At 53.8% G+C, this 20931-nt stretch carries 16 protein-coding genes; 7 read left to right on the top strand and 9 right to left on the bottom strand.

The genetic code is table 11. From position 1 onward, the window contains the following. Positions 1-11: 11 nt before the first annotated feature. Both JHL22_RS03655 and JHL22_RS03650 read right to left on the bottom strand, forming a co-directional pair. On the bottom strand, positions 12-1505 hold the full coding sequence (locus JHL22_RS03655) for a CoA-acylating methylmalonate-semialdehyde dehydrogenase (RefSeq protein ID WP_200233923.1): 1494 nt from the start codon (positions 1503-1505) through the stop codon (positions 12-14). Positions 1506-1521: 16 nt separating this feature from the next. Next, complete coding sequence (locus JHL22_RS03650; protein ID WP_200233922.1) at positions 1522-2730, bottom strand: ABC transporter substrate-binding protein; 1209 nt, start codon at positions 2728-2730, stop codon at positions 1522-1524. Positions 2731-2849: 119 nt separating this feature from the next. Between JHL22_RS03650 and JHL22_RS03645 the strand changes: the two genes are divergently transcribed. From JHL22_RS03645 to JHL22_RS03625, 5 genes are all read left to right on the top strand, one after another. Beyond that, positions 2850-3773, top strand: coding sequence for a LysR family transcriptional regulator (locus JHL22_RS03645; protein WP_200233921.1), 924 nt, complete (start codon positions 2850-2852; stop codon positions 3771-3773). Positions 3774-3791: 18 nt separating this feature from the next. Continuing rightward, positions 3792-4451 carry a dienelactone hydrolase family protein gene (locus JHL22_RS03640; RefSeq protein ID WP_200233920.1) on the top strand — a complete coding sequence of 220 codons (660 nt, stop codon included), beginning with the start codon at positions 3792-3794 and terminating at the stop codon, positions 4449-4451. Between the two features lie 22 nt (positions 4452-4473). Further along, entirely contained in the window at positions 4474-6129 is a 1656-nt protein-coding gene (locus JHL22_RS03635; protein ID WP_234041092.1) for a L,D-transpeptidase family protein, read from the top strand. Between the two features lie 22 nt (positions 6130-6151). Continuing rightward, positions 6152-6718, top strand: a complete 567-nt coding sequence (gene mepK / locus JHL22_RS03630) for a peptidoglycan L,D-endopeptidase MepK (RefSeq protein WP_200233918.1) — start codon at positions 6152-6154, stop codon at positions 6716-6718. A gap of 381 nt (positions 6719-7099) precedes the next feature. Then, positions 7100-7555, top strand: a complete 456-nt coding sequence (locus tag JHL22_RS03625) for a MaoC family dehydratase (RefSeq protein WP_200233910.1) — start codon at positions 7100-7102, stop codon at positions 7553-7555. A gap of 195 nt (positions 7556-7750) precedes the next feature. On the opposite strand, the gene JHL22_RS03620 is transcribed toward JHL22_RS03625, so the two are convergent. Further along, positions 7751-8944, bottom strand: coding sequence for an acyl-CoA dehydrogenase (locus JHL22_RS03620; protein WP_200233908.1), 1194 nt, complete (start codon positions 8942-8944; stop codon positions 7751-7753). Positions 8945-9087: 143 nt separating this feature from the next. Between JHL22_RS03620 and JHL22_RS03615 the strand changes: the two genes are divergently transcribed. Next, positions 9088-9987: a LysR substrate-binding domain-containing protein gene (locus tag JHL22_RS03615; RefSeq protein ID WP_200233906.1), complete on the top strand. Its 900-nt coding sequence runs from the start codon at positions 9088-9090 to the stop codon at positions 9985-9987. A gap of 6 nt (positions 9988-9993) precedes the next feature. On the opposite strand, the gene purU is transcribed toward JHL22_RS03615, so the two are convergent. From purU to JHL22_RS03590, 5 genes are read right to left on the bottom strand one after another with little or no spacing between them, the layout of a single operon-like run. Further along, positions 9994-10845, bottom strand: a complete 852-nt coding sequence (gene purU / locus JHL22_RS03610) for a formyltetrahydrofolate deformylase (protein WP_200233903.1) — start codon at positions 10843-10845, stop codon at positions 9994-9996. A 1-nt stretch (position 10846) separates the two neighbouring features. Then, positions 10847-11965 carry an NAD(P)/FAD-dependent oxidoreductase gene (locus tag JHL22_RS03605; protein WP_200233893.1) on the bottom strand — a complete coding sequence of 373 codons (1119 nt, stop codon included), beginning with the start codon at positions 11963-11965 and terminating at the stop codon, positions 10847-10849. Positions 11966-11967: 2 nt separating this feature from the next. Further along, on the bottom strand, positions 11968-12489 hold the full coding sequence (locus JHL22_RS03600; RefSeq protein WP_200233891.1) for a flavin reductase family protein: 522 nt from the start codon (positions 12487-12489) through the stop codon (positions 11968-11970). 35 nt (positions 12490-12524) lie between these two features. Then, complete coding sequence (gene pdxH / locus JHL22_RS03595) at positions 12525-13157, bottom strand: pyridoxamine 5'-phosphate oxidase (RefSeq protein WP_200233890.1); 633 nt, start codon at positions 13155-13157, stop codon at positions 12525-12527. 55 nt (positions 13158-13212) lie between these two features. After that, the gene (locus JHL22_RS03590; protein ID WP_200234277.1) at positions 13213-13773 is read right to left on the bottom strand and encodes a gamma-glutamylcyclotransferase; all 561 of its coding nucleotides are present in this window, start codon (positions 13771-13773) and stop codon (positions 13213-13215) included. Positions 13774-13935: 162 nt separating this feature from the next. Between JHL22_RS03590 and JHL22_RS03585 the strand changes: the two genes are divergently transcribed. Further along, positions 13936-14814, top strand: a complete 879-nt coding sequence (locus tag JHL22_RS03585) for a tRNA threonylcarbamoyladenosine dehydratase (RefSeq protein WP_200234269.1) — start codon at positions 13936-13938, stop codon at positions 14812-14814. A gap of 304 nt (positions 14815-15118) precedes the next feature. Here JHL22_RS03585 and uvrA read toward each other — a convergent pair whose 3' ends face one another. After that, positions 15119-20797, bottom strand: a complete 5679-nt coding sequence (uvrA, locus tag JHL22_RS03580; protein ID WP_200233888.1) for an excinuclease ABC subunit UvrA — start codon at positions 20795-20797, stop codon at positions 15119-15121. Positions 20798-20931: the final 134 nt, after the last annotated feature.

Here is a 20931-nt window from a genome sequence, read left to right as displayed (position 1 = left end):
TCGTGCCGATTTTACTCCATTTTAATCGTGGTATTGACCCCTTGGGCATGATGGGTCCAGCGGGCGGTGATTGATTTTGTTTGGGTCCAGAAGCTGACGGCCTGTTTGCCGTTGGGACCCAGATCACCCAGTTTTGAACCGCGTGAACCGGTGAAGCTGAACCAGGCCACGGGTACGGGAATGGGAATATTGATGCCAATCTGGCCTACATCGACATTGTTCTGGAAGTAACGGGCATCGCCACCGCTTTGCGTGAAGATGGCCACGCCATTGCCATTGGGGTTGGCATTAATAAACTCAACGGCCTCATCCAGGGTGTCCACACACACCACACACAATACCGGGCCAAAAATTTCTTCCTGATAAATGCGCATGTCCGCTTTGACTCCAGCAAAAATGGTCGGGCCAACAAAGTTGCCGTTTTCATAACCTTCAACGGTAATGTCGCGTCCATCCAGCAGCAGTTCAGCGCCTTCATCAACACCGGCCTGGATCAGGCCACGAACCCTTTCACGGGCTGCCGGAGAAACCAGCGGGCCCAGGTCTGCCGCGCGGTCTGTCCCCACATTGACTTTCAGGGTTTTACTGCGCTCGACAAATTCGTCCAGCCACGCTTTGGTTTCACCCACCATAACTGCCACCGAGGTGGCCATGCAGCGTTGTCCGGCAGCGCCAAAGGCAGCGCCTACCAATTGGTTAAGGGCCACGTTTTTGTCGGCATCGGGCAAAATTACACAATGGTTTTTGGCACCCATCATGGCCTGGCAGCGTTTGCCTGCGTTGGAAGAACGCTGGTAAATTTCTGTGCCAACGCGGGTGGAGCCAATAAAGGAAACCGCCTTGATGTCCGGGTGCTCGCATAAGCGGTTAGCCACTTCAGGGCCACCATGCACCACGTTCAGGACGCCTGGGGGCAAGCCTGCCTCCAGGGCCAGTTCGGCCAGAAATAACGAGGAACTGGGGTCTTGTTCGGAGGGTTTGAGGATGAAGGTATTGCCACACGCAACGGCAATCGGGAACATGAAGCAGGGCAGCATGATGGGGAAGTTGAACGCGGTAATGCCGGCGCAAACCCCCAACGGCTGGTTTAGCGTATAAACATCAATGCCCGAGGCTGCGTTTTCAGCATATTCGCCCAGTTGCAGGCTGACAATCGAGCATGCATGTTCAATTACTTCAAGGCCACGGCCAACTTCGCCTTCCGCATCGGGCAGGGTCTTGCCATGTTCCAGGGTAATCAGTTCGGCAAGTTTGGTGGCGTTTTCACGCACCAGATGCTGCAGTTTCAGCATGATGCGCATGCGGGTACCCTGGCCGCTATTGCGCCAGGTTTTGAAGGCTTCCTTGGCATTGGCAATCGCCTGATCCACTTCATCAAGGGTGGCAAAGGGAACCCGTGCAACCACTTCCTGGTTGGCCGGATTCACCACATCGCGCCAGACATCGGACGTGGAGCGGACTTTTTCACCATTGATAATCAGGGGGACTTCTGGGATGGAGCGCATGATGTAATCCTTTTACTTATTTAAGAAGAGAGCAGCTTGATTCGGAAAGGGGCTGGAAAGCTTCTGCCGCCGGAATGGTGGCAAGCAGTTTTGAGTAATCCCATTCGCTTTGTTTTTCTGACGGTTTCTTGACCTCATACAGATACATGTCGTGAATCACACGGCCATTGGGCTGGATGGATGCATTATGCATGATGGGGTCTTCGATGGGCAATTCGCGCATTTGGGCAGCCACTTTATCGCCTTCGGTTGATTTGGCGGCAGCGACCGCTTTCAGGTAATGCAAGACACTTGAATAAACGCCCGCCTGGGTCATGGTGGGTTTCAGGTTATTGAATTCCTTGGCAAAGCGGTCGGACCAGGCACGGGTATTGTCATCAAAATCCCAGTAAAAACCGTCAACATAACTAAGCCCCTGGGCGCTTTCATTACCCAGCGCACGCAGGTCGGACAGGAAAATAAGCAGGGAAACCAGTCGCTGGCCACCCTCACTAACGCCAAATTCCTTGGCCTGCTTGACGGCATTGACGGTGTCCTGGCCACCATTGGCCAGGGCGACTACGTCGGCCTTGGAACTTTGGGCCTGCAGCATGAACGAGGCGTAGTCGGAGTTGTTCAGCGGGTGACGCACCGCACCGTTTACCTTGCCGCCAAGCGTTTCCACCATTTTGGAGGTATCCGCTTCAAGTGAGTGGCCAAAGGCGTAATCAACCGTGAGGAAAAACCATGATTTGCCGCCGGTGGCAATGGTGGCCTTGGCACCACCCACAGATTGTGAGTAGGTGTCAAACATCCAGTGAAAACCCACCGGAGAACATTCTTTATTGGTTAGGGCCGTGGTGGCCGGGCCGGAAAACAGCACCACCTTGTTCTTGTCCCGGGCAATATTCTGGACGGCCAGCGCAACGGCCGAGTTGGTCAGGTCGGCAATGGCTGTTACGCCATCACGGTCAAACCATTCCCGCGCCTTGGCGGCACCCACATCGGCCTTGTTCTGGTTGTCGGCTGAAACCAGGTCGATTTGCATGCCTTTGCACTCGGCGGCCAGGCAATCATTAATCGCCATTCTGGCAGCGGCCACCGATCCTGGGCCACCCATAGAAGCATAGGTGCCCGACATGTCGGTAAGAACACCGATTTTGACAGGGGGGATGTCGTTGGCGCTGGCTATTGAGCTGAATGCCAGGGCGCAACTTAAGGCGAGGGTATGCGCGTGGATTTTCATGGTTTGTCTCCGGGGTTTTCATTCGTTTTAATAAGTCTCTTTGGACCAGATACAGTTTGATGTGTATAAATTAAAATTGCAATATAAAATATGCACATCTATTGTTTAAAAATGCACATATGAAAACACTTGACTGGGATGGTTTGAGATACTTTCTTGAGGTGGCAAGAACCCAGCGGGTTAGCGCAGCCGCCGTACGGCTGGGTGTTGAGCATACAACGGTAGCCAGAAGGATCCGTCAGCTGGAGACGCAAATGGATACCTTGCTGTTTGACAAGTCCCGTTCCTCAGGGTTTGTCCTGACGGCTGCAGGGCATGAATTGCTGGCCCATGTCGAGCAAATGGAAAGTCATTTGTTTAATGCCCGCGAGAAGGTAACCGGGGTGGGAGAATCCTTGTCGGGTCATATCAGGGTAGCGGCCACCGAAGGTTTTGGCAGTTATATTATTACGCCCCTGTCGATGCAGTTCCAGCAACAGTATCCCGATATTACCCTTGATGTCTTGCCGGTGCCGCGTTTTGTCAGCCTGACCCGGCGTGAAGCCGATATTGCCATTACGATTGAACGCCCTTTACGCGGACCTTATGTGTGCAGCAGGCTGTGTGATTATTCTTTGCGGCTGTATGGTACGCGTGAGTATTTACAAAACCATCCCCCTATCCGGCAACAGGATGACCTTAAGTTTCATTCCGGTATCAGCTATGTTGAAGAGCTGATTTACAGCGACCAGTTGCGCTACCTGGAAGATGTGCTGCCTTTGAGCAACGTTGTATTCAAAAGTACCAGTATTATTGCGCAATATTATGCCTGTTTGCAGGGGCAGGCACTGGCCATCCTGCCTTGCTTCATGGCCGCTCAAAACCCGCATCTGGTCGCCATTTTGCCCGAAGATGTCCATATCCAGCGCAGTTTCTGGATGTATTTTCATGAAGACCTGAAGCGCCTTAGGCGCATGACCGCCTTTTGTGATTTTGTAAGAAGTGTGGTAGAAAGGAATTCAGGATTAATGAAAGGAACAGGCACGACTTTGTTCATGCTTTAACGACACTGGAGAATATTTATGTACATGACTTTACGGGCAGAAGACGGACATGTTTTTGATGCTTATGTGACCGGAGAAGAGACTGCCCGTGCGGGTATTGTGCTCATTCAGGAAATTTTTGGCGTCAACAGCCACATACGTGATGTTGCCGGTTTTTTTGCGGCGCAAGGTTACCGGGTGGTCGCGCCGGCCCTGTTCGATCGGGTTCAGGCCAAGGTAGAGCTGGGCTATGCCCAGCAAGACATACAAAAAGGTCTTGAATTGCGCAGTGAAATCAGCCAGGAGCAGGTCATGATGGATATTGCCGCTGCCGTTCAGGCGCTTGAAAAACAGTCCAGTGTGGGTGTCGTGGGTTATTGCTGGGGTGGCACGCTGGCGTGGCTGGCAGCATCCGAAATAGCAAGTGTTAATGCTGCTTCATGCTGGTACGGCGGTGGTTTGGCACAGGTTGCCACTGAGCAAACCGCGGTACCGGTGCAAATGCACTTTGGTGAACTGGACAAGTCCATACCTTTAAGCGATATAGAAATTATCCGCCAGGCCCAACCTGATGCTGAAATGTTTGTTTACCCAGGCGTTGATCACGGCTTTGGCTGCGACCAGCGCGGCTCTTACAATCAGGCGGCAACTGAGTTGGCCCGTCAGCGGACACTGTCGTTTTTTGCTAAACATCTGTAAAAAACAAACGCAGGAGGTGGCTATGAAAATCTATAAAATTTTGTTTGCAGCCTTATTGACTGCCGGAGCAAGCACCCATGTCGCGGCCAATGTGCCCGTGCTTGCCGTGCCAGAAGAGCCCGTTCTTTTTCTGGAACAGCCGCCGGTTTTTGGCAAGGCACCCGAAAGTGCCGCTGTTGTCGCACCGCAAATGCCGCTTTCCTGGTTTTCCGGCAACCGACCCATTCGTCAAACGCAACAGGCCATTGGCTTGCTTGAACAGGCCGGGCTTCAGGGCCTGAATCCGGCCGACTATCCCATAGAAAGTTTAAGACAGCAACTGGCCCAGGCCAATAACGGGCAATTAAGTAGCGAACAGGTGGCTTTGCTTAATGATCGCACCAGCCGTGTCATGAGGGCTTATGTCAAAGACCTTAAAAACGGGCGGGTTGACCCGGCCAGCGTAAAACAGAAATTTAACCGCACGCCCATTACCGATGCGCAGGCCGATGCCTTGCTGCAAAATGCCTTGCAACAGGATCGTTTAGCCAGTTTGCCCGAAACCATTACCAACTCCATACCCATGTATGGCAGCTTGCTCAAGGTGCTGGCTCACTATAAAACCCTGGTGGGTAATCCTGCCTGGCAAACCCCGTTACCTGCCATCAAGGGTAATAGCCTTAAGTCCGGGCAGCCGTATGCTGGCCTGGCGGGTGTGCAGGCACGCCTTGAAGCCTTGGGAGATCTGTCCCCTGGCGATGCCGTACCGGCGGTTTATGATGCCAGGCTGGAGCAAGGCATAAAAAGCTTCCAGGAGCGGCACGGACTGGCGCAGGACGGGGTAATTGGCAAGGGCACGCTGGCCCAGCTGTCAGTAACGCCAGAACAACGCGTCAAGCAAGTTGAAGTCAACCTTGAACGCTTGCGCTGGACTCCGTTAACCACACATTCGCGTATGATCGTGGTGAATGTACCCGAATTCATTTTGCGGGGTTATGCCGTTAATAATGGCAAGGTAGACCCCCAAATTGAAATGAAAGTGATTGTGGGCCGGGCTTTCAATACCAGTACTCCCTTGTTTGATGGCGAAATGAAATTCATCGAATTCAGTCCGTACTGGAATATTCCCTATTCCATTGCGCGCGGTGAAACCATTCCACGCCTTCGCCGCGACCCTGGCTACTTAAACCGTCAGGGCATGGAGTTTGTGGTGGGCAATAGCGTATCAACGGCCGTTAGTGAAGCAAACATGAGTGCGGTATTGGCTGGCAAGGCGCGCATTCGCCAGCGTCCCGGCCCACAAAATGCCCTGGGAGATATTAAATTCATCTTCCCCAACAACATGAGTATTTTCCTGCACCATACCCCGTCGGTCGGACTGTTTGACCGGGCTCGCCGTGATTTCAGTCATGGCTGTATTCGTGTTGAAGAACCGGTCCAGCTGGCCCAGTTTATATTGCTTAACCAGCCCGAATGGACGGTGGCGCGCATCAAATCGGCAATGGCGGCCAGAAAATCGAATACAATGAAGCTTGACGAGCCCATTCCTGTTGTTCTGGCATACAGTACCGTCGTCGTGAAAAATAATAAAACGTACTTCTTCCCTGATATCTACGGGCAGGACAAACTGCTGAACCAGGCTCTTCTGCGTTATACGCAGCAACAGGCCGCCAGGCCTTTGCTCGCGTCCAATCCTTAAAATTATCAGGAGAATGTATAGCATGTCGTTGCGTACACCTCATACCCGGCGCCAGTTTTTGCGAACAACCCGTAAACTGGCGCTGACAGGTGCAGTATTTTCAATTGCCCCATCTGTCAATGCCGGTTTATCATTAAGCTCTAAAAATCATCTTCTTGCCCTGGATCATACGCATACCAATGAAAAACTGTCTGTGGTTTATCGTTTGGGTGACCAGTATGTCAATTCGGCACTTACCCGCCTGAACCGCTTTCTGCGCGACCACTATTCCGGTACCGTAGGTATTATGGATCCTGCCCTTTACGATATCCTTAATGGTATTAAGGTGGCGTTGCGTGCCGATATCCCCTACCAGATTATTTCCGGTTATCGCGATCCGCATACCAACGAACGTTTGCGTACCACCCGTGGTGGCGGTGTCGCCAAGAAAAGCCTGCATATGCAAGGCAGGGCACTGGATATCCGCATGCCGGGCGTGCCGCTTGCCGAGTTGCGTGATGCCGCCCTGTCATTAAAAGCCGGTGGTGTGGGCTATTACCCCAAAAGCCAGTTTGTGCACGTGGATACAGGCGGTATCCGAAGCTGGTAACGTTTTGAAAATAGTGTTGTTGCCCAAGGCTTGCGGCGGTTTGCCGGTGGGTTTTTGGGCAGCATTTACCGCATTCAGGTAAGAAATAAAAATATAGAAGCAATCTGCGATATTGCAACGCATCATTAATCGGGCAATTATTTTTTCCAAATGGAAATAAAGGCTAAATGCCTGTATAAAAACATCTATTGTGATTTATTTTAAAGATATTCATTAATATATTTACGATTGGATTGATTTGTTTTTGTGCAGTGCGTTAGAATGGCTTTATTAAATCCGAAACCCTGGGGCCAATAATAATGTTCTATTGGCTGGAAAGGCTGGATTCAATAGGGGTGTGTTCTCACGGTTCTATTAGACTTGTAATTTAAGGTTGATGAAATGAAGTTCGCAGATTTCAAGCCAGGCCAGGTATTTGAGCAGGGTCCCAGGCATGTTACTCAGGAAGAAATTCTTGCCTTTGCCAACGCCTATGACCCACAATGGTTTCATATTAATCCTGAAAAAGCGGCAGAAAGTCACTGGAGCGGGTTAATTGCCAGTGGCTGGCATACTTGTGGCATGGCCATGAAAATGGCGGTTGATGCCGTGCTCGGAGAATCCGAATCATTCGCCTCGCCGGGGCTGGACTACGTGAAATGGCTTAAACCGGTACGCCCTGGCGATGACCTGTTCTGGAAAGGAATTATCAAGGCAAAGCGTGAATCCAATTCACGCCCGGGTATTGGTATTATTCTTTGGAGTTGGGAGGTCACCAACCAGAACGGTGACGTTGTCCTTGAACTGGATGCTACCAATTTATTTGATATTTCAGGACAGGATAAGAACGACGCCTGATGCGAAGCCGCCCGCTTGTGGTGTAAAACCGGGGGGGCGTGTTTAGCATTGCAGGAAACAAGGGCCGCCAGGGGCGGGCAGAATCAAAAGGACTGAAGCAGGTGCAAATACCTGTTTCAGTCCTTTTTTTATTGCTTCATTGCGGCTGCAAACAACATGCTGGCCTGTTTTCAGGCTCACATGTTGTTGTCTGGATTAATAAAAGGCTTGCAAGCCGGTTTGGGCACGGCCCAGAATTAGGGCGTGAACATCGTGGGTCCCTTCGTAGGTATTTACCACTTCAAGGTTGACCAGGTGGCGGGCCACGCCGAACTCGTCGGAAATACCGTTGCCACCCAGCATGTCACGGGCCAGGCGGGCAATATCCAACGCCTTGCCGCAAGAGTTGCGTTTCATGATAGAGGTAATTTCAACGGCAGCGGTGCCTTCGTCTTTCATGCGACCCAAACGCAGGCAGCCTTGCAGGCCCATGGTGATTTCGGTTTGCATGTCGGCCAGTTTTTTCTGGATTAGCTGGTTTTGTGCCAGAGGACGGCCAAATTGCTTGCGATCCATCGTGTATTGGCGAGCCGTATGCCAGCAGGCTTCTGCCGCACCCAGTGCGCCCCAGGCAATGCCAAAACGGGCAGAATTCAGGCAGGTGAATGGGCCACGCAGGCCGCTGACGCCAGGCAGCATCTGGTCATCGGGAATCTCTACTTCGTCCATCACGATTTCACCGGTAATAGATGAACGCAGGCCGACTTTGCCATGAATGGCCGGGGCACTTAAGCCTTTCATGCCTTTTTCAAGAATGAAACCGCGGATTTTGCCATCGAACTCACCGCCCACACAACGGGCCCACACCACGAATACATCGGCAATGGGAGAGTTGGTGATCCACATTTTATTGCCGCTTAAGCTGTAGCCGTTTTCGGTTTTTTTAGCGCGGGTTTCCATGCCATCGGGATCGGAACCGTGATTGGGTTCGGTTAAGCCAAAGCAGCCAATCCATTCACCGGTGGCCAGCTTGGGCAGGTATTTCATTTTCTGGGCTTCGCTGCCAAATTCATTGATAGGTACCATCACCAATGAAGACTGCACGCTCATCATGGAGCGGTAGCCGGAGTCAATACGTTCTACTTCACGGGCAACCAGACCGTAAGAAACGTAGTTCAGGCCCGAGCCACCGTATTCAACCGGAATGGTCACGCCCAGCAGGCCCAGTTCACCCATTTCCCTGAAAATGGAAGGATCGGTTTTTTCATGACGGAACGCTTCCAGTACGCGCGGCGCCAGTTTGTCCTGGCAGTAGGCGTGGGCGGCGTCACGAATCATACGCTCTTCATCGGTTAACTGTTCGTTAAGCAATAAAGGATCGTCCCAGTGGAAAGAAGGATTTGAAGACATGGTGTTGACTCCTGTAAATTGATGATTTTATGGTTTTACAATGTAATGAGATATATTCTATGTGCCATTTATTCACATAGCAATTGATAAAAACGCACAATCTGGTGCAATATAGTCACTTCAACCTGTTGGAAAGGAAAAAAATGCGTAAAGGAGTACCCAATCTGGGGGCCTTGCAGGCCTTTGAGGCCTCTGCACGGCTGGGATCTTTTTCTCGTGCCGCCGAAGAATTGTCCCTGACCCACAGTGCTGTGTTCAGGCAGGTGGCCGGGCTGGAGGAGCGTCTGGGGGTGGAATTGTTTACCCGGGTGCGGCGGCGGATTGTGCTAACCGATCATGGTGCGGAATATGCGGCCAGGGTTCGGCATCATCTGGAGCAATTGCAAAAAGACACGTTTGGCCTGATCAGTCGCGCCGGTATTGGCCGTAGCCTGAATATTGGCACTGTGCCCACCTTGGCGGCCACCTGGCTGATTCCCCGGCTGGCCGGTTTTCAGCGGCTCTATCCCGATATTGCCATTAGTCTTTCCAGCAAGACCGCGCCTTTTTTATTCAAGGATTATCCGCTAGATGCGGCTATTTACCATGCCGAGCAACCCTGGAACAATACGCACAGCATTCGTCTGTTTTACGAACAGGAGCTGATTCCAGTGTGTTCATCGCAGCTGCTGGCACGGGTTAAAAGCAAGGGGGTAAAAGCCCTGGCAGAAATGACCCACCTGCACATGATGACGCGGCCCGATGCCTGGATGCAATGGTATGAACACAACCATTATGAGTGTGAGCCGCATATATTGGCCGGGCCCAGGTACGAGGTTTTCAGCATGTTACTGGCTGCGGTGGAGGCCGGTTTGGGCATGGGCCTGTTTCCGGCCTTTATTGCCAGGGAGCATATCAAGAGCGGGCGTTTTGTCATGCCTGTGCCGGCCGTCTTGCCGGTTAGCAAATCGTATTATTTTGGTTATCCCGATGACCGGAGCCCTTCAGAGGCATTGGGCCTGTTTGAGCAATGGCTGGTCACGCAGGCACAACAACCGGTCTGATATGTCTTATTTGAACACGACGGTTTTATGTCCGTTTAGTAAAATGCGATGTTCAACATGATGTTTTACCGCACGTGACAGCACCAGCGATTCGGTATCGCTGCCCACCTGTGTCAGGTCATCGGCCGTCATGGTGTGGTCTACGTACTGGATATCCTGTTCGATAATCGGGCCTTCATCCAGATCAGCCGTTACATAATGGGCGGTGGCACCAATAATTTTTACACCCCGGGCATGTGCCTGGTGATACGGGCGGGCACCCTTGAAGCTGGGCAGAAAGCTATGGTGAATATTAATGGCACGTCCTTGCAGGGCCTGGCACAAATGATTGGACAATATCTGCATGTAGCGGGCCAGTACCACTAGGTCAACATTCAGATCTGACACCAGTTGGATAATTTGCTGCTCTTGTTCTGCTTTGGTCTCGGGGGTAATGGGCAGGTAATGGAAGGGGATGCCGTAAGAAGCGGCCAGGGCTTCGTAATCCCGGTGGTTGGAGCCAATGGCCACGATATCAACCGGCAAAGAGCCGTGCTGGGCGCGAAACAGCAGGTCATTCAGGCAATGCCCCTGTTTGCTGACCATAATCATGACACGGGCTTTTTGTTGGGCACTATACAGGTTCCAGTTCATCTGGAACTGTTCGCCCAGAGGCGCGAATTTTTGTTTCAGGCTGTCCAGTTCCTGGGCAGTTTCCAGTGAGAAGTGCACGCGCAGGAAAAACTGGCGGGTTTCTTCATCGCCAAATTGTTGTGAATCCAGAATGTTGCCGTTCAGTGCAAGCAAGAGGCCGGAAACGGAATGGACAATGCCGGTACGGTCGGGGCAGGAAACGGTAAGGATGTAATCTTTTTGCATTTTAATGGGATGTTGGGTTAAGTGCTTGCCAGACTTCATCAGCCAGGGCAAGACAGGCCGTCAGGCCGGGTGATTCTATGCCAAACAGGTTAACCAGATTGGCAATGCTGTGCTGGGCGGGGGCCGAAATCATGAAATCGGCAGCGGCCTCATGGGAGGAAACAATTTTTGGACGAATGCCGGCATAACCCGCTTCAAGGCTGCCATCGGCCAGTTCGGGCCAGTAACTGCGCACAGCCGCATAAAACTGCTCGGCCCGGGCAGGGTTAACGGTATAGTCTTCTTCGGTGATCCATTCGGTGTCAGGGCCAAATTTGGCCTGCCCGCCCAAGTCCAGCGTTAAGTGCACGCCCAGGCCAGATTCATTGGGCATGGGGTAAATAAGATGGGAAAAAGGTGCCTTGCCGCTTAAGGTAAAGTAATTGCCTTTGCAATAGTATTCCGGGGGAATAAACGCCGGGTTTAGCCCTTTGAACTGGCGTGCCAGGCTGGGGGCATGCAGACCGGCGGCATTAATCAGGGTATGGCAGCGCAGGGTCATGGCTTCGGCACCGCCAAAGGTACAGCGGAAGGTGCCGTCTTCTTCAATCACCACGCTTTCCAGCGGCGTATGAAAAACACATTGCCCGCCATGATTTTCAAGGTCGCCCTGCAAAGCCAGCATCAGGCCGTGGCTGTCGATAATACCGGTGGACGGTGAGAGCAGGGCCGCCTCGCAGTGCAGCGCGGGTTCCAGGGCCAGCACTTGCTTCCGGTCCAGTTTGACCAGGTCATTAACCTGGTTGGCCCTTGCCTGGGCCTGTAGGTTGTCCAGTTGCGGCAGTTGTGCGCTTGAAGTGGCCACTAGCAGCTTGCCTATGCGCTGGTAAGCAATGCCGCGTTCTTCGCAATAGCGGTACAGCATTTCTTTGCCCTGCACACATAGCCGGGCTTTCAGGCTGTTGGCGGGATAATAAATACCGGCATGGATCACTTCAGAATTGCGCGAGCTGATGCCCATGCCAATGGCTTCTTCGGCCTCAAGCAGCAGCACCTCTTTGCCGGCCATGGCCAGTTTGCGGGCCGTGGCAAGACCCACCACGCCTGCACCAATCACGATACATTCAATATCCACACTCATAGTCATACCTTGTTGATAATGGCTTGCGGGGTCAGGTCGAAACTGCCGGCATGGTAAACCAGGGGCAGGCTGTGGGTGTGACCGCAGCGTTCAACCTCGCCAATCAGGATCATGTGATCGCCTTCGTGGTAGCGGTTGCGGCTGTAGCATTCAAACCAGGCGGCGCAGCATTCGTTAGCCAGTTTGGGCAGTCCGTATGCATTAGTCTCGTAATTGGCACCGGCAAAGCGTTCTTCAATGGTGCCTTTGGAAAAGCGGCGGGCCAGATCAAGCTGATCGGCGGCCAGTACGTGAATGATATAACGTTCGGCTTGTTCAAATGCCCTGATATTGGAAGAGTCCTGGGTGAGGCTCCACAGCACCAGCGGCGGATTAAGCGAAACCGAATTGAAAGAACTGACGGTTAATCCAACCGGCTTGCCGGTATCGGGGTGAAGGGTGGTAACGATGGTAACACCAGTGGCAAAACGGCCCAGTGCCGTTCTAAATGCCGGAGAATCAAAATCGGGAGCGCGTAAGCTCATGGGTAAACCTTGTGAATCAGAAGAAAACTGGAACCTCAGGGCGATAGCCGGGTGAATGTCCAGTTTCCATTATTGTCTTTGTTGTATTTGATGCGATCGTGCAGGCGTGAAGGCCGGCCTTGCCAGAATTCAACGGTGTCGGGAACAATCAAATACCCGCCCCAATAGGGGGGCTTGGGGATATGGTTGCCGAATTTTTCCTTGAAATGCTGTTCCCGGGCCTCTAGTTCTTCACGGGTAATTGGCTGGCTTTGGATGGACGCCCAGGCGCCAATGCGTGAACCTTCGGGGCGACTGTTGAAATACTCGGTGGACGCCTCTTCGGACAGCTTGACGACATGACCGTTGATATGCACCTGCCTTTGAAGGGGAAGCCAGCAGAACAGGGCGCTGATATTGGGGTTGCCGCTTAAGTCTTTACCTTTGCTGGATTCGTAGCTGGTAAAAAATACCAGACCTTCGTGGTCGAAGCCCTTTAACAGGACGGTGCGGGAGGATGGTTTGCCTTCAACGGAAACCGTGGAAACGATCATGGCATTGGGCTCGAGGATTTCTCCCTGATAAGCCTCTTGGAACCAGTTTGAAAACTGGCTTATGGGATCGGGGGCCAGTTGGGATTCGAGTAAAGCGTTTCTTTCGTACTGTTGGCGCAAATCGGCAATAGACATGGCAGTGAAATGGATACGTAAAAAGGATTAGTTTACCGCACAGCCGTGACTGTGATTAGGGTTTGGCAATGCGTTGCTTAATAAGGTCGGCCAGTTCAAACAGATTTTCATCATTAATGCTTGCCTGTGCCAAAGCGCTGGCGGTTTCCAGTACATATTCGGGGCAGGGGCCGCAAGTGCCACAGGCGTTAAGAACGATGTCCAGGGTTTCATCCCGGGTAAGGCCTTGTATGTAAGCATGGCTGTTGATGTCCATAACAAAGGCCAACGCGGTGATGGGGCCCATCATGGTTTCACACTTGATCCACTTGGGAATGTAAGCGCCAGAGGGCATTTCGCGTTTCCAGAGCAGGCGGAACTGTTCATGAATGTTGTTATCATGCAGTTTAAAAACCTTGCCCTGGCAGGTGCCGCCAGAATCAAGGCCAAATACCAGGCCCGGCTGCTCGGGGGTGCCCCGGTTGACGCTGGACCACAAACATAATGAACGATGGTAGCCCTGCAGCGTGGCCAGACGATCTTCCTGAAAATGGAACTCGGGACGCCAGATTAAAGAGCCATAGCCAAACACCCAGATTTCCTCGGGGGACGGATGTTCGGCAAGTGTTTCCAACATGGACAGCTCGCGTTCTTCATCGGTCCACAGGCGGAATTTCTGGATATGCTCAATAGCCTTATGCAATGCGGTAGGAAGAGGTGTCTTCACTTTGAATTCGATTTAAAAATGTACGTTAAAATAGCCTGACTTTAGTATAGGACAAAAGAGACACAAATGAGCATGCAGGAAAGTAATAATGAGCGTCGTTTTGGCGGCTTGCGGCGGCTATATGGTGAAAAAGCAACGCAAACCCTTGCCAGTGCTCATGTCATGGTGGCCGGCATTGGTGGCGTAGGATCCTGGGTAGCCGAGGCCCTGGCCCGTTCCGGTGTTGGACAGCTTACGCTGGCCGACCTGGATCATGTGGCCGAATCCAATGTGAACCGGCAGATTCATGCCTTAAGCCAAACCATGGGCATGGCCAAGGTGCAGGCTATGGCAGAGCGGGTGGCAGGCATTAACCCTGAATGCCAGGTGCACCGGTTTGAGGATTTTGTTGACGCCACCAATATTAATGAATTGCTGGATGACCGGCAGCCTGATGTCTTTATTGACTGTACCGACCAGGTGTCAGCCAAAGTGGCCATGGTGCTGGCCTGCCGTCAGCGCAAGGTGCCTTTAATCATGTGCGGGGGCGCTGGCGGCAAAACTAATCCCTTAAGTTTGTGTGCCGGTGACTTGTCACAGGCCCGCAACGATGCCCTGCTGGCCCGGCTGCGCAATATTTTGCGCAAGCAACACGGCTTTGCCAAAGGCTCGGACCACAACGGCAAAGCCTTAAAACGCGTGCCCAAAATGAATGTGGATTGTTTCTGGTTTGATCAGCCAGCCATTTTGCCTGATTTGTGGCAGGTTGGTAAGGATGATGCCGGGCAAGCAAGAAATAACGATGTGGAGCAAATAAGAAATAACGATGCCGGGAAAAATGCGGGGCAAACAGAGAGCAATTCCCCCTTGCAGGGTTTGTCTTGTGCCGGTTACGGCTCTTGCGTGACGGTAACTGCCACCATGGGGATGGCGGTGGCCAATGCCGGCATTGCGCAATTGTTGAAACTCTGACGCTATGTGTGAGCATCCCGTCAGGCGTAGTTTGATATTAGTTATCAGTTTGCGTGTAACCACCCCGTCAGGCGTAGCCTGACACCCCTCCACGGGAGGGGAATTTTCCTGCTTCGTAGAAACGTCAGTGCCTCACATTCCCCTCCCGTGGAGGGGTGGCGCCAAGCGCCGGGGTGGTCCCCAAACCACCTCCCCCCTAAACGAAGCCTCAAATAATTCCCCTCCCGCGGAGGGGTGGCGCGAAGCGCCGGGGTGGTTGTACGCACACCCTGACGTGGTTATACGCCCCCCCCCAACGCTGAATTCACCCCCCCATAAACTCAAACAACACCTGCCCCGTATGGGATTTATACCGGGCCGCCACCAAGTCTTCAGGTGTGCCGGCAGCCACCACTTCACCCCCTTCGGTGCCCCCTTCAGGCCCCATATCCACAATCCAGTCGGCTTCGGCCATAATATCCAGGTTGTGTTCAATCACCACCACCGTATTACCGGCATCCACCAGGCGGTGTAAAACATGGGTCAGCTTTTCAACATCGGCCATGGATAGTCCTACCGTGGGTTCGTCCAGCACATACAGGGTATGCGGGCGGCTGGAGGCACGGCCGGTTTTAATCACCCCTTCATCCATCCGGGCCTTGACCAGCTCGGTCACCAGCTTGATGCGCTGCGCCTCTCCACCCGAAAGAGTGGGAGACGGTTGCCCCAGGGTCAGGTAACCCAGGCCAACATCCTGCATTAATTGCAGGCTGCGGAACACCTTGGGATGGGCGGCAAAATAGGGCAGGGCATCGTCCACGTCCATGCGCAGCACTTCCCCCACGGTTTTATCACGCAGGCGTATGCTCAGGGTATCGCTGTTGAATCGGTTGCCGTTGCAAGCTTCGCAGTGAACTTTGACATCGGGCAAAAAACTCATTTCAATGGTGCGCATGCCTTGGCCTTCGCAAATCGGGCAGCGTCCTTCACCGGTATTGAATGAGAAGCGCGAAGCGTTCCAGCCACGGATTTTGGCATCCCGGGTTTCGGCAAACTGCCTGCGGACATCGTCCCAGAAACCCACATAGGTGGCAGGGCAGGAGCGGGGTGTTTTACCAATCGGCGTCTGGTCCACTTCCAGCACCCGGTCCAGGGGTTCCCAGCCTTCTATGTGTTCGCAACCCTTCCAGTGTGGTGTGTTTTTGGTGCCAATAAACGACTTAAGATTATCCAGCAGGACATCCCGGGCCAGGGTGGATTTACCTGAGCCCGATACCCCGGTAATTACGGTCAGCCGGTTAAGCGGCACCCTGGCGTTCACGTTTTTCAGGTTATGCAGGCGGGCATTTTTAACGGTAATGAACGCGTTTTCATCGCTCACCGGGCGGCGCGGCTGCATGGGGTGGGCAATAGGGTGGGCCAGGTATTTGCCCGTCAGGGAATTCGGGTTGTTGGCAATGTCCTGATAACTGCCCTGGGCCACTACCGTACCGCCCCGTACCCCGGCACCGGGGCCCATATCAATAATATGGCTGGCGCGGCGGATGGTGTCTTCATCGTGTTCAACCACCACCAGGGTATTGCCATTGCCTTCAAGGCGGGCCAGGGCATTAAGCAGGATGCGGTTGTCGCGGGGGTGCAGGCCAATGGTGGGTTCATCCAGAATATAGCAAACCCCTTGCAGGTTGGAGCCCAGCTGGGCCGCCAGCCGGATGCGCTGGGCCTCGCCACCGGACAGGGTGGGAGCGGCACGGTCCAGACCCAGATAGCCCAGTCCTACTTCTTCCATGAAAGCCAGGCGGTTTCTGATTTCAGACAGGATGTCACGCGAAATTTCCGCCTCACGTTTGTTCAGGCTTAAATGACTGAAGAAAGCCAGGGCTTCTGAAACAGGCAGCGTGGTGAGTTCGGTAATAGCCCTGTTTTGCCATTGCACGGCACGGGCATTGCGGTTTAAGCGCAGGCCATGGCAGGAAGGGCAATCCTGCAGGGCCGCTTCTTCCTCTTCACTGGTGTTGATCCAGCTGCTTTCTTCACCGGTTTGTTCGGCATCAAATCCGCTTATTTTCAGGCCGGTGCCAAAACAATCGGGGCACCAGCCATGCTTGGAATTAAAAGAGAACAGGCGCGGGTCGGGTTCGGGAAAGCTGGTGCCGCAGCACGGGCAGGCACGTTTCACCGAAAAATGCTGTTGCGGTAAATGGCTGGCTTGCAGGGGATTGTTGCGGTCCAGTTCCCAAATAATGCTCATGCTGCCCTGGCCATGTTCCAGTGCCTTGTGTAACGCCTCTTTCAGGCCGCTTTCATTGTTCACGTCCACGATGAAATCGGCAATTGGCAACTCTATGGTGTGTTCTTTGTAACGATCCAGTCGTGGCCAGGGCTGTACCGGAATGAAGTCGCCGTCTACCCGCAAGTGGGTATAGCCTTTGGATTGCGCCCATTTGGCCAAGTCAGTGTAATAGCCTTTACGGGCGGTGACCAAGGGTGCCATGATCCCAATGTGTTGCCCCCTGTGTGCGTGCAATATCCGGGCAAAAATCTGTTCGGGGGTTTGCGGCTCGACCGGCACCTGGCAGTCGGGGCAAAACTGGGTGCCCAGCTTGACATATAGCAGGCGCAGGAAATGGTGGGTTTCTGTCATGGTACCCACGGTGGATTTGCGCCCGCCCCGGCTGGTGCGCTGTTCAATCGCCACCGTGGGCGGAATGCCATAAATGGCGTCTACATCGGGCTTGCCTGCCGGTTGCACCACGGCACGGGCATAGGCATTCAGCGATTCCAGATAGCGGCGCTGGCCTTCGTTAAACAGGATATCAAACGCCAGGGTGGACTTGCCCGAACCCGATACCCCCGTAATAACGGTAAAGGTGTTGTGGGGGATATGAACATTGATGCCTTTCAGGTTGTGCTCACGGGCGTTCATGATATCAATTTGATTGGCCCGGGCCACGTCGTTGTTGCCTTGCTGGCGCAGGGCGGTTCCCAGATAGGCCGGAGATACTTCATTCAAACTGGCCGGTGCCGGGGCGAGCATGCTTTGCGTATACTCGCGCAGGGCCTGTCCGGTGCTGGACGTGGCATGCTCTATAATCTTTGCAGGGGAACCTTGGGCAACCACCTGGCCACCGGCTTCACCGCCATCGGGGCCCAGGTCAATAATCCAGTCGGCAGCCCCGACCACATCCAGGTTATGTTCAATAATGAACAGGGAATGGCCAGCCGCCAGCAGTTTGCGGAAGGCGCGCATCAAGCGGGCCACATCATCAAAATGCAGGCCGGTGGTGGGTTCGTCAAACAGGAACAGGCTGCCTTTTTTGGCAACTTTGGCGCTGGAAATACCGCTGCGGGCCGCTGTGGCCAGGTGTCCGGCCAGCTTCAGACGCTGGGCCTCGCCGCCTGAAAGGGTGGGTACCGGCTGGCCAAGCGCCAGGTATTCCAGCCCCACATCCGACAGCGGCATCAGGCTGGTTTGTACATCTCGCAAGCCCTTAAAAAATTCCAGGGCCTCGTGAACGGTCATGGCCAGCACTTCATCAATGGAAGCCTGGCGTCCCAGGTGCTCAACCTTGACTTCCAGTATTTCAGGCCTGAAACGTTTGCCATCGCAATCGGGGCAGCGCAGATAAACGTCGGACAGGAACTGCATTTCCACATGCTCGAAACCGGTGCCGCCGCAGGTCGGGCAGCGCCCGTCGCCGCTATTGAAGCTGAACGTGCCGGCGGTATAGCCGCGCTCGCGCGAAACCACGGCCTGGGCAAACAGCTTGCGGATGGCATCAAAAGCGCCCACATAACTGGCCGGGTTGGAGCGGGCGGTTTTGCCAATGGGAGACTGGTCTACCATGACCACATCGGCCAGCTGTTCGGCACCCAGCAGGCGGGTAAACGGCCCGGGGGCTTCGGTGGGCTTGCCAAAATGCTTCAGCAGGGCCGGATGCAACACATCCTGGATCAGGGTAGACTTGCCCGAGCCTGAAACCCCGGTAATGCACACCAGCCGGCCCAGCGGAAAAGACACATCGCAGTGCTTAAGGTTGTTGGCCGTCACGCCTTCAAGAATCAGCCGGGGCGTGTTGTTGCTGACCGGCATGGGGCGTGGCGACTCCACTTTCAGTTTGCCGCCCAGATACTGTCCGGTCAGTGACGATGCCGAACGCAATTGGTCGGGTGTCCCGTCAAAAATGATTTCACCGCCCCGTTCGCCCGGGCCCGGGCCAATATCCAGAATCCGGTTGGCGGCCACCATCACTTGCGGGTCGTGTTCAACCACCACCAGGGTATTGCCGGCATCGCGCAGGCGCAGCATGACTTCAATAATGCGGTGCATATCACGCGGGTGCAGGCCAATAGAGGGCTCATCCAGCACAAAAAGCGTATTCACCAGTGAAGTGCCCAGTGCCGTCGTTAAGTTGATGCGCTGCACTTCGCCACCCGACAGGGTGCGGCTTTGGCGGTCCAGGCTTAAATAACCCAGCCCCACATCGCACAGGAATTTCAGGCGCGTGCGAATTTCCGTTAGCACCAGGGTCATGGCGGCATCGTTGTCTTCACCCAGCTCCAGTTGCCCGAACAGGGCATGCACCCGTTCGATGGGTAGCTGCATCAGGTCATGAATGGCCAGGCCGCCCAGTTGGTTCAGTTGTGCTTCGCTCCAGGAGGCACCGACCGGCTTGAAGCGTTTGTAGTTGCCAGTTAGCGGATGGTCCTGGCGGGTATTGCCCAGCCGCCACAGGTTGGCATCGGGCTTCAGGCGTGAGCCATGGCAGGCCGGGCAGGGTGTGTAGCTGCGGTATTTGGATAGTAGAACACGCACGTGCATTTTGTAGGACTTGGTTTCCAGCCAGTCAAAAAACCGTTGCACGCCGTACCACTGGTGTTTCCAGGCCGAGGCACCACCTTTCCATTCGGGGGTGCCGTACAGGACCCAGTTTTTTTCTGCCTGGTTAAGGTTGTTCCAGGGGGTTGCCGTGCGGATGCCAATTTTTTTGGCATACTGCATCATTTCTTGCTGGCATTCTTTGTAGCTGGGGGTTTGCCAGGGTTTGACGGCCCCTTCTTCCAGGGACTTGCTTTCATCGGGAATCACCAGGCCAAAATCAATCCCCATGGCCCGGCCAAAGCCCCGGCAGGTTTCGCAGGCCCCCAGGGGGGAATTGAAAGAAAATGTGCTGGGCAAGGGGGCAGAGTAGCTAATGTCACAGTGGGCACAATGCAGCTGGTCACTGAATTTCCAGGTATGCAGGGGGGTGTTTTCAGTGTCTAGTGCGTAAACTGAACAATGCCCGTTGCCATATTTCAGGCAGGCTTCCAGTGCTTCCATCACGCGGGATTCTTCGGTGTTGGAAAAGCGCAACCTGTCTTGCACCACATACAGCACGCGCAGGGTTTCGGACACCGGTTTTTCTTTCTTTTTCTTGTCTTTCACCAGGCGGGTTACCGTGCGGGTTTCTTCGGTATGAATCCGCGTGTAGCCCTGCTGCTCAAGATAACTCTTGATTTCTTCTTCAGAATAATTAAGCGGCACAATTACCGGGAAGGTAATAATTAGCCGTGGGTCATTGGCTTGTACCGACAGCCTTGCCAGCGCCCGGTAAATGCTTTCCGGATTGTCTTTTTTAACCTCACGCGCGCAACAGCGGCAGTACAGGCGGGCGGCACGGGCATAAAGCAGTTTCAGGTGGTCGTTCAGTTCGGTCATGGTGCCCACCGAGCTGCGCGAATTGCGCACCGGATTGGTCTGGTCAATCGCGATGGCCGGTAAAATGCCTTCAATGCGTTCCACCTGGGGCTTGTCCATGCGGTCCAGGAACTGGCGGGCGTAAGGGGAAAAGGTTTCCACATACTTGCGCTGGCCTTCGGCGTACAGGGTATCAAAAGCCAAAGAGCTTTTGCCGGACCCGGACACCCCGGTAATCACCGTGAACTCTCCGGTGTTGAACGTGACATCAAGGTTTTTAAGGTTGTTTTGTCGGGCACCGACGATTTTGATTTGTGAACTCATGAAAAGGGATACCGTTATGCTTGAAGGCGTTGGGGCGGGTGGCAAAAAAAATTAAAAGGGGAGAACAGGGGTACTGTTCAAACATCCAGATTCATTATATGACGGCTTTGCCACCAACACCATGAAACCCTGCC

This window comes from Advenella mandrilli (genome assembly GCF_016595155.1).
Classification (GTDB): Bacteria; Pseudomonadota; Gammaproteobacteria; order Burkholderiales; family Burkholderiaceae_B; genus Advenella; species Advenella mandrilli.
Note: the sequence above shows the minus strand (reverse complement) of the source record. Positions and strands in the feature narration are given on the sequence as shown.

Bases quoted from the DNA above. Each gene is read 5' to 3' on its own strand.
- JHL22_RS03655 (WP_200233923.1), bottom strand. From the start codon at position 1,505: ATGCGCTCCATCCCAGAAGTCCCCCTGATTATCAATGGTGAAAAAGTC.
- JHL22_RS03650 (WP_200233922.1), bottom strand. From the start codon at position 2,730: ATGAAAATCCACGCGCATACCCTCGCCTTAAGTTGCGCCCTGGCATTC.
- JHL22_RS03645 (WP_200233921.1), top strand. From the start codon at position 2,850: ATGAAAACACTTGACTGGGATGGTTTGAGATACTTTCTTGAGGTGGCA.
- JHL22_RS03640 (WP_200233920.1), top strand. From the start codon at position 3,792: ATGTACATGACTTTACGGGCAGAAGACGGACATGTTTTTGATGCTTAT.
- JHL22_RS03635 (WP_234041092.1), top strand. From the start codon at position 4,474: ATGAAAATCTATAAAATTTTGTTTGCAGCCTTATTGACTGCCGGAGCA.
- mepK (WP_200233918.1), top strand. From the start codon at position 6,152: ATGTCGTTGCGTACACCTCATACCCGGCGCCAGTTTTTGCGAACAACC.
- JHL22_RS03625 (WP_200233910.1), top strand. From the start codon at position 7,100: ATGAAGTTCGCAGATTTCAAGCCAGGCCAGGTATTTGAGCAGGGTCCC.
- JHL22_RS03620 (WP_200233908.1), bottom strand. From the start codon at position 8,944: ATGTCTTCAAATCCTTCTTTCCACTGGGACGATCCTTTATTGCTTAAC.
- JHL22_RS03615 (WP_200233906.1), top strand. From the start codon at position 9,088: ATGCGTAAAGGAGTACCCAATCTGGGGGCCTTGCAGGCCTTTGAGGCC.
- purU (WP_200233903.1), bottom strand. From the start codon at position 10,845: ATGCAAAAAGATTACATCCTTACCGTTTCCTGCCCCGACCGTACCGGC.
- JHL22_RS03605 (WP_200233893.1), bottom strand. From the start codon at position 11,965: ATGAGTGTGGATATTGAATGTATCGTGATTGGTGCAGGCGTGGTGGGT.
- JHL22_RS03600 (WP_200233891.1), bottom strand. From the start codon at position 12,489: ATGAGCTTACGCGCTCCCGATTTTGATTCTCCGGCATTTAGAACGGCA.
- pdxH (WP_200233890.1), bottom strand. From the start codon at position 13,157: ATGTCTATTGCCGATTTGCGCCAACAGTACGAAAGAAACGCTTTACTC.
- JHL22_RS03590 (WP_200234277.1), bottom strand. From the start codon at position 13,773: ATGTTGGAAACACTTGCCGAACATCCGTCCCCCGAGGAAATCTGGGTG.
- JHL22_RS03585 (WP_200234269.1), top strand. From the start codon at position 13,936: ATGCAGGAAAGTAATAATGAGCGTCGTTTTGGCGGCTTGCGGCGGCTA.
- uvrA (WP_200233888.1), bottom strand. From the start codon at position 20,797: ATGAGTTCACAAATCAAAATCGTCGGTGCCCGACAAAACAACCTTAAA.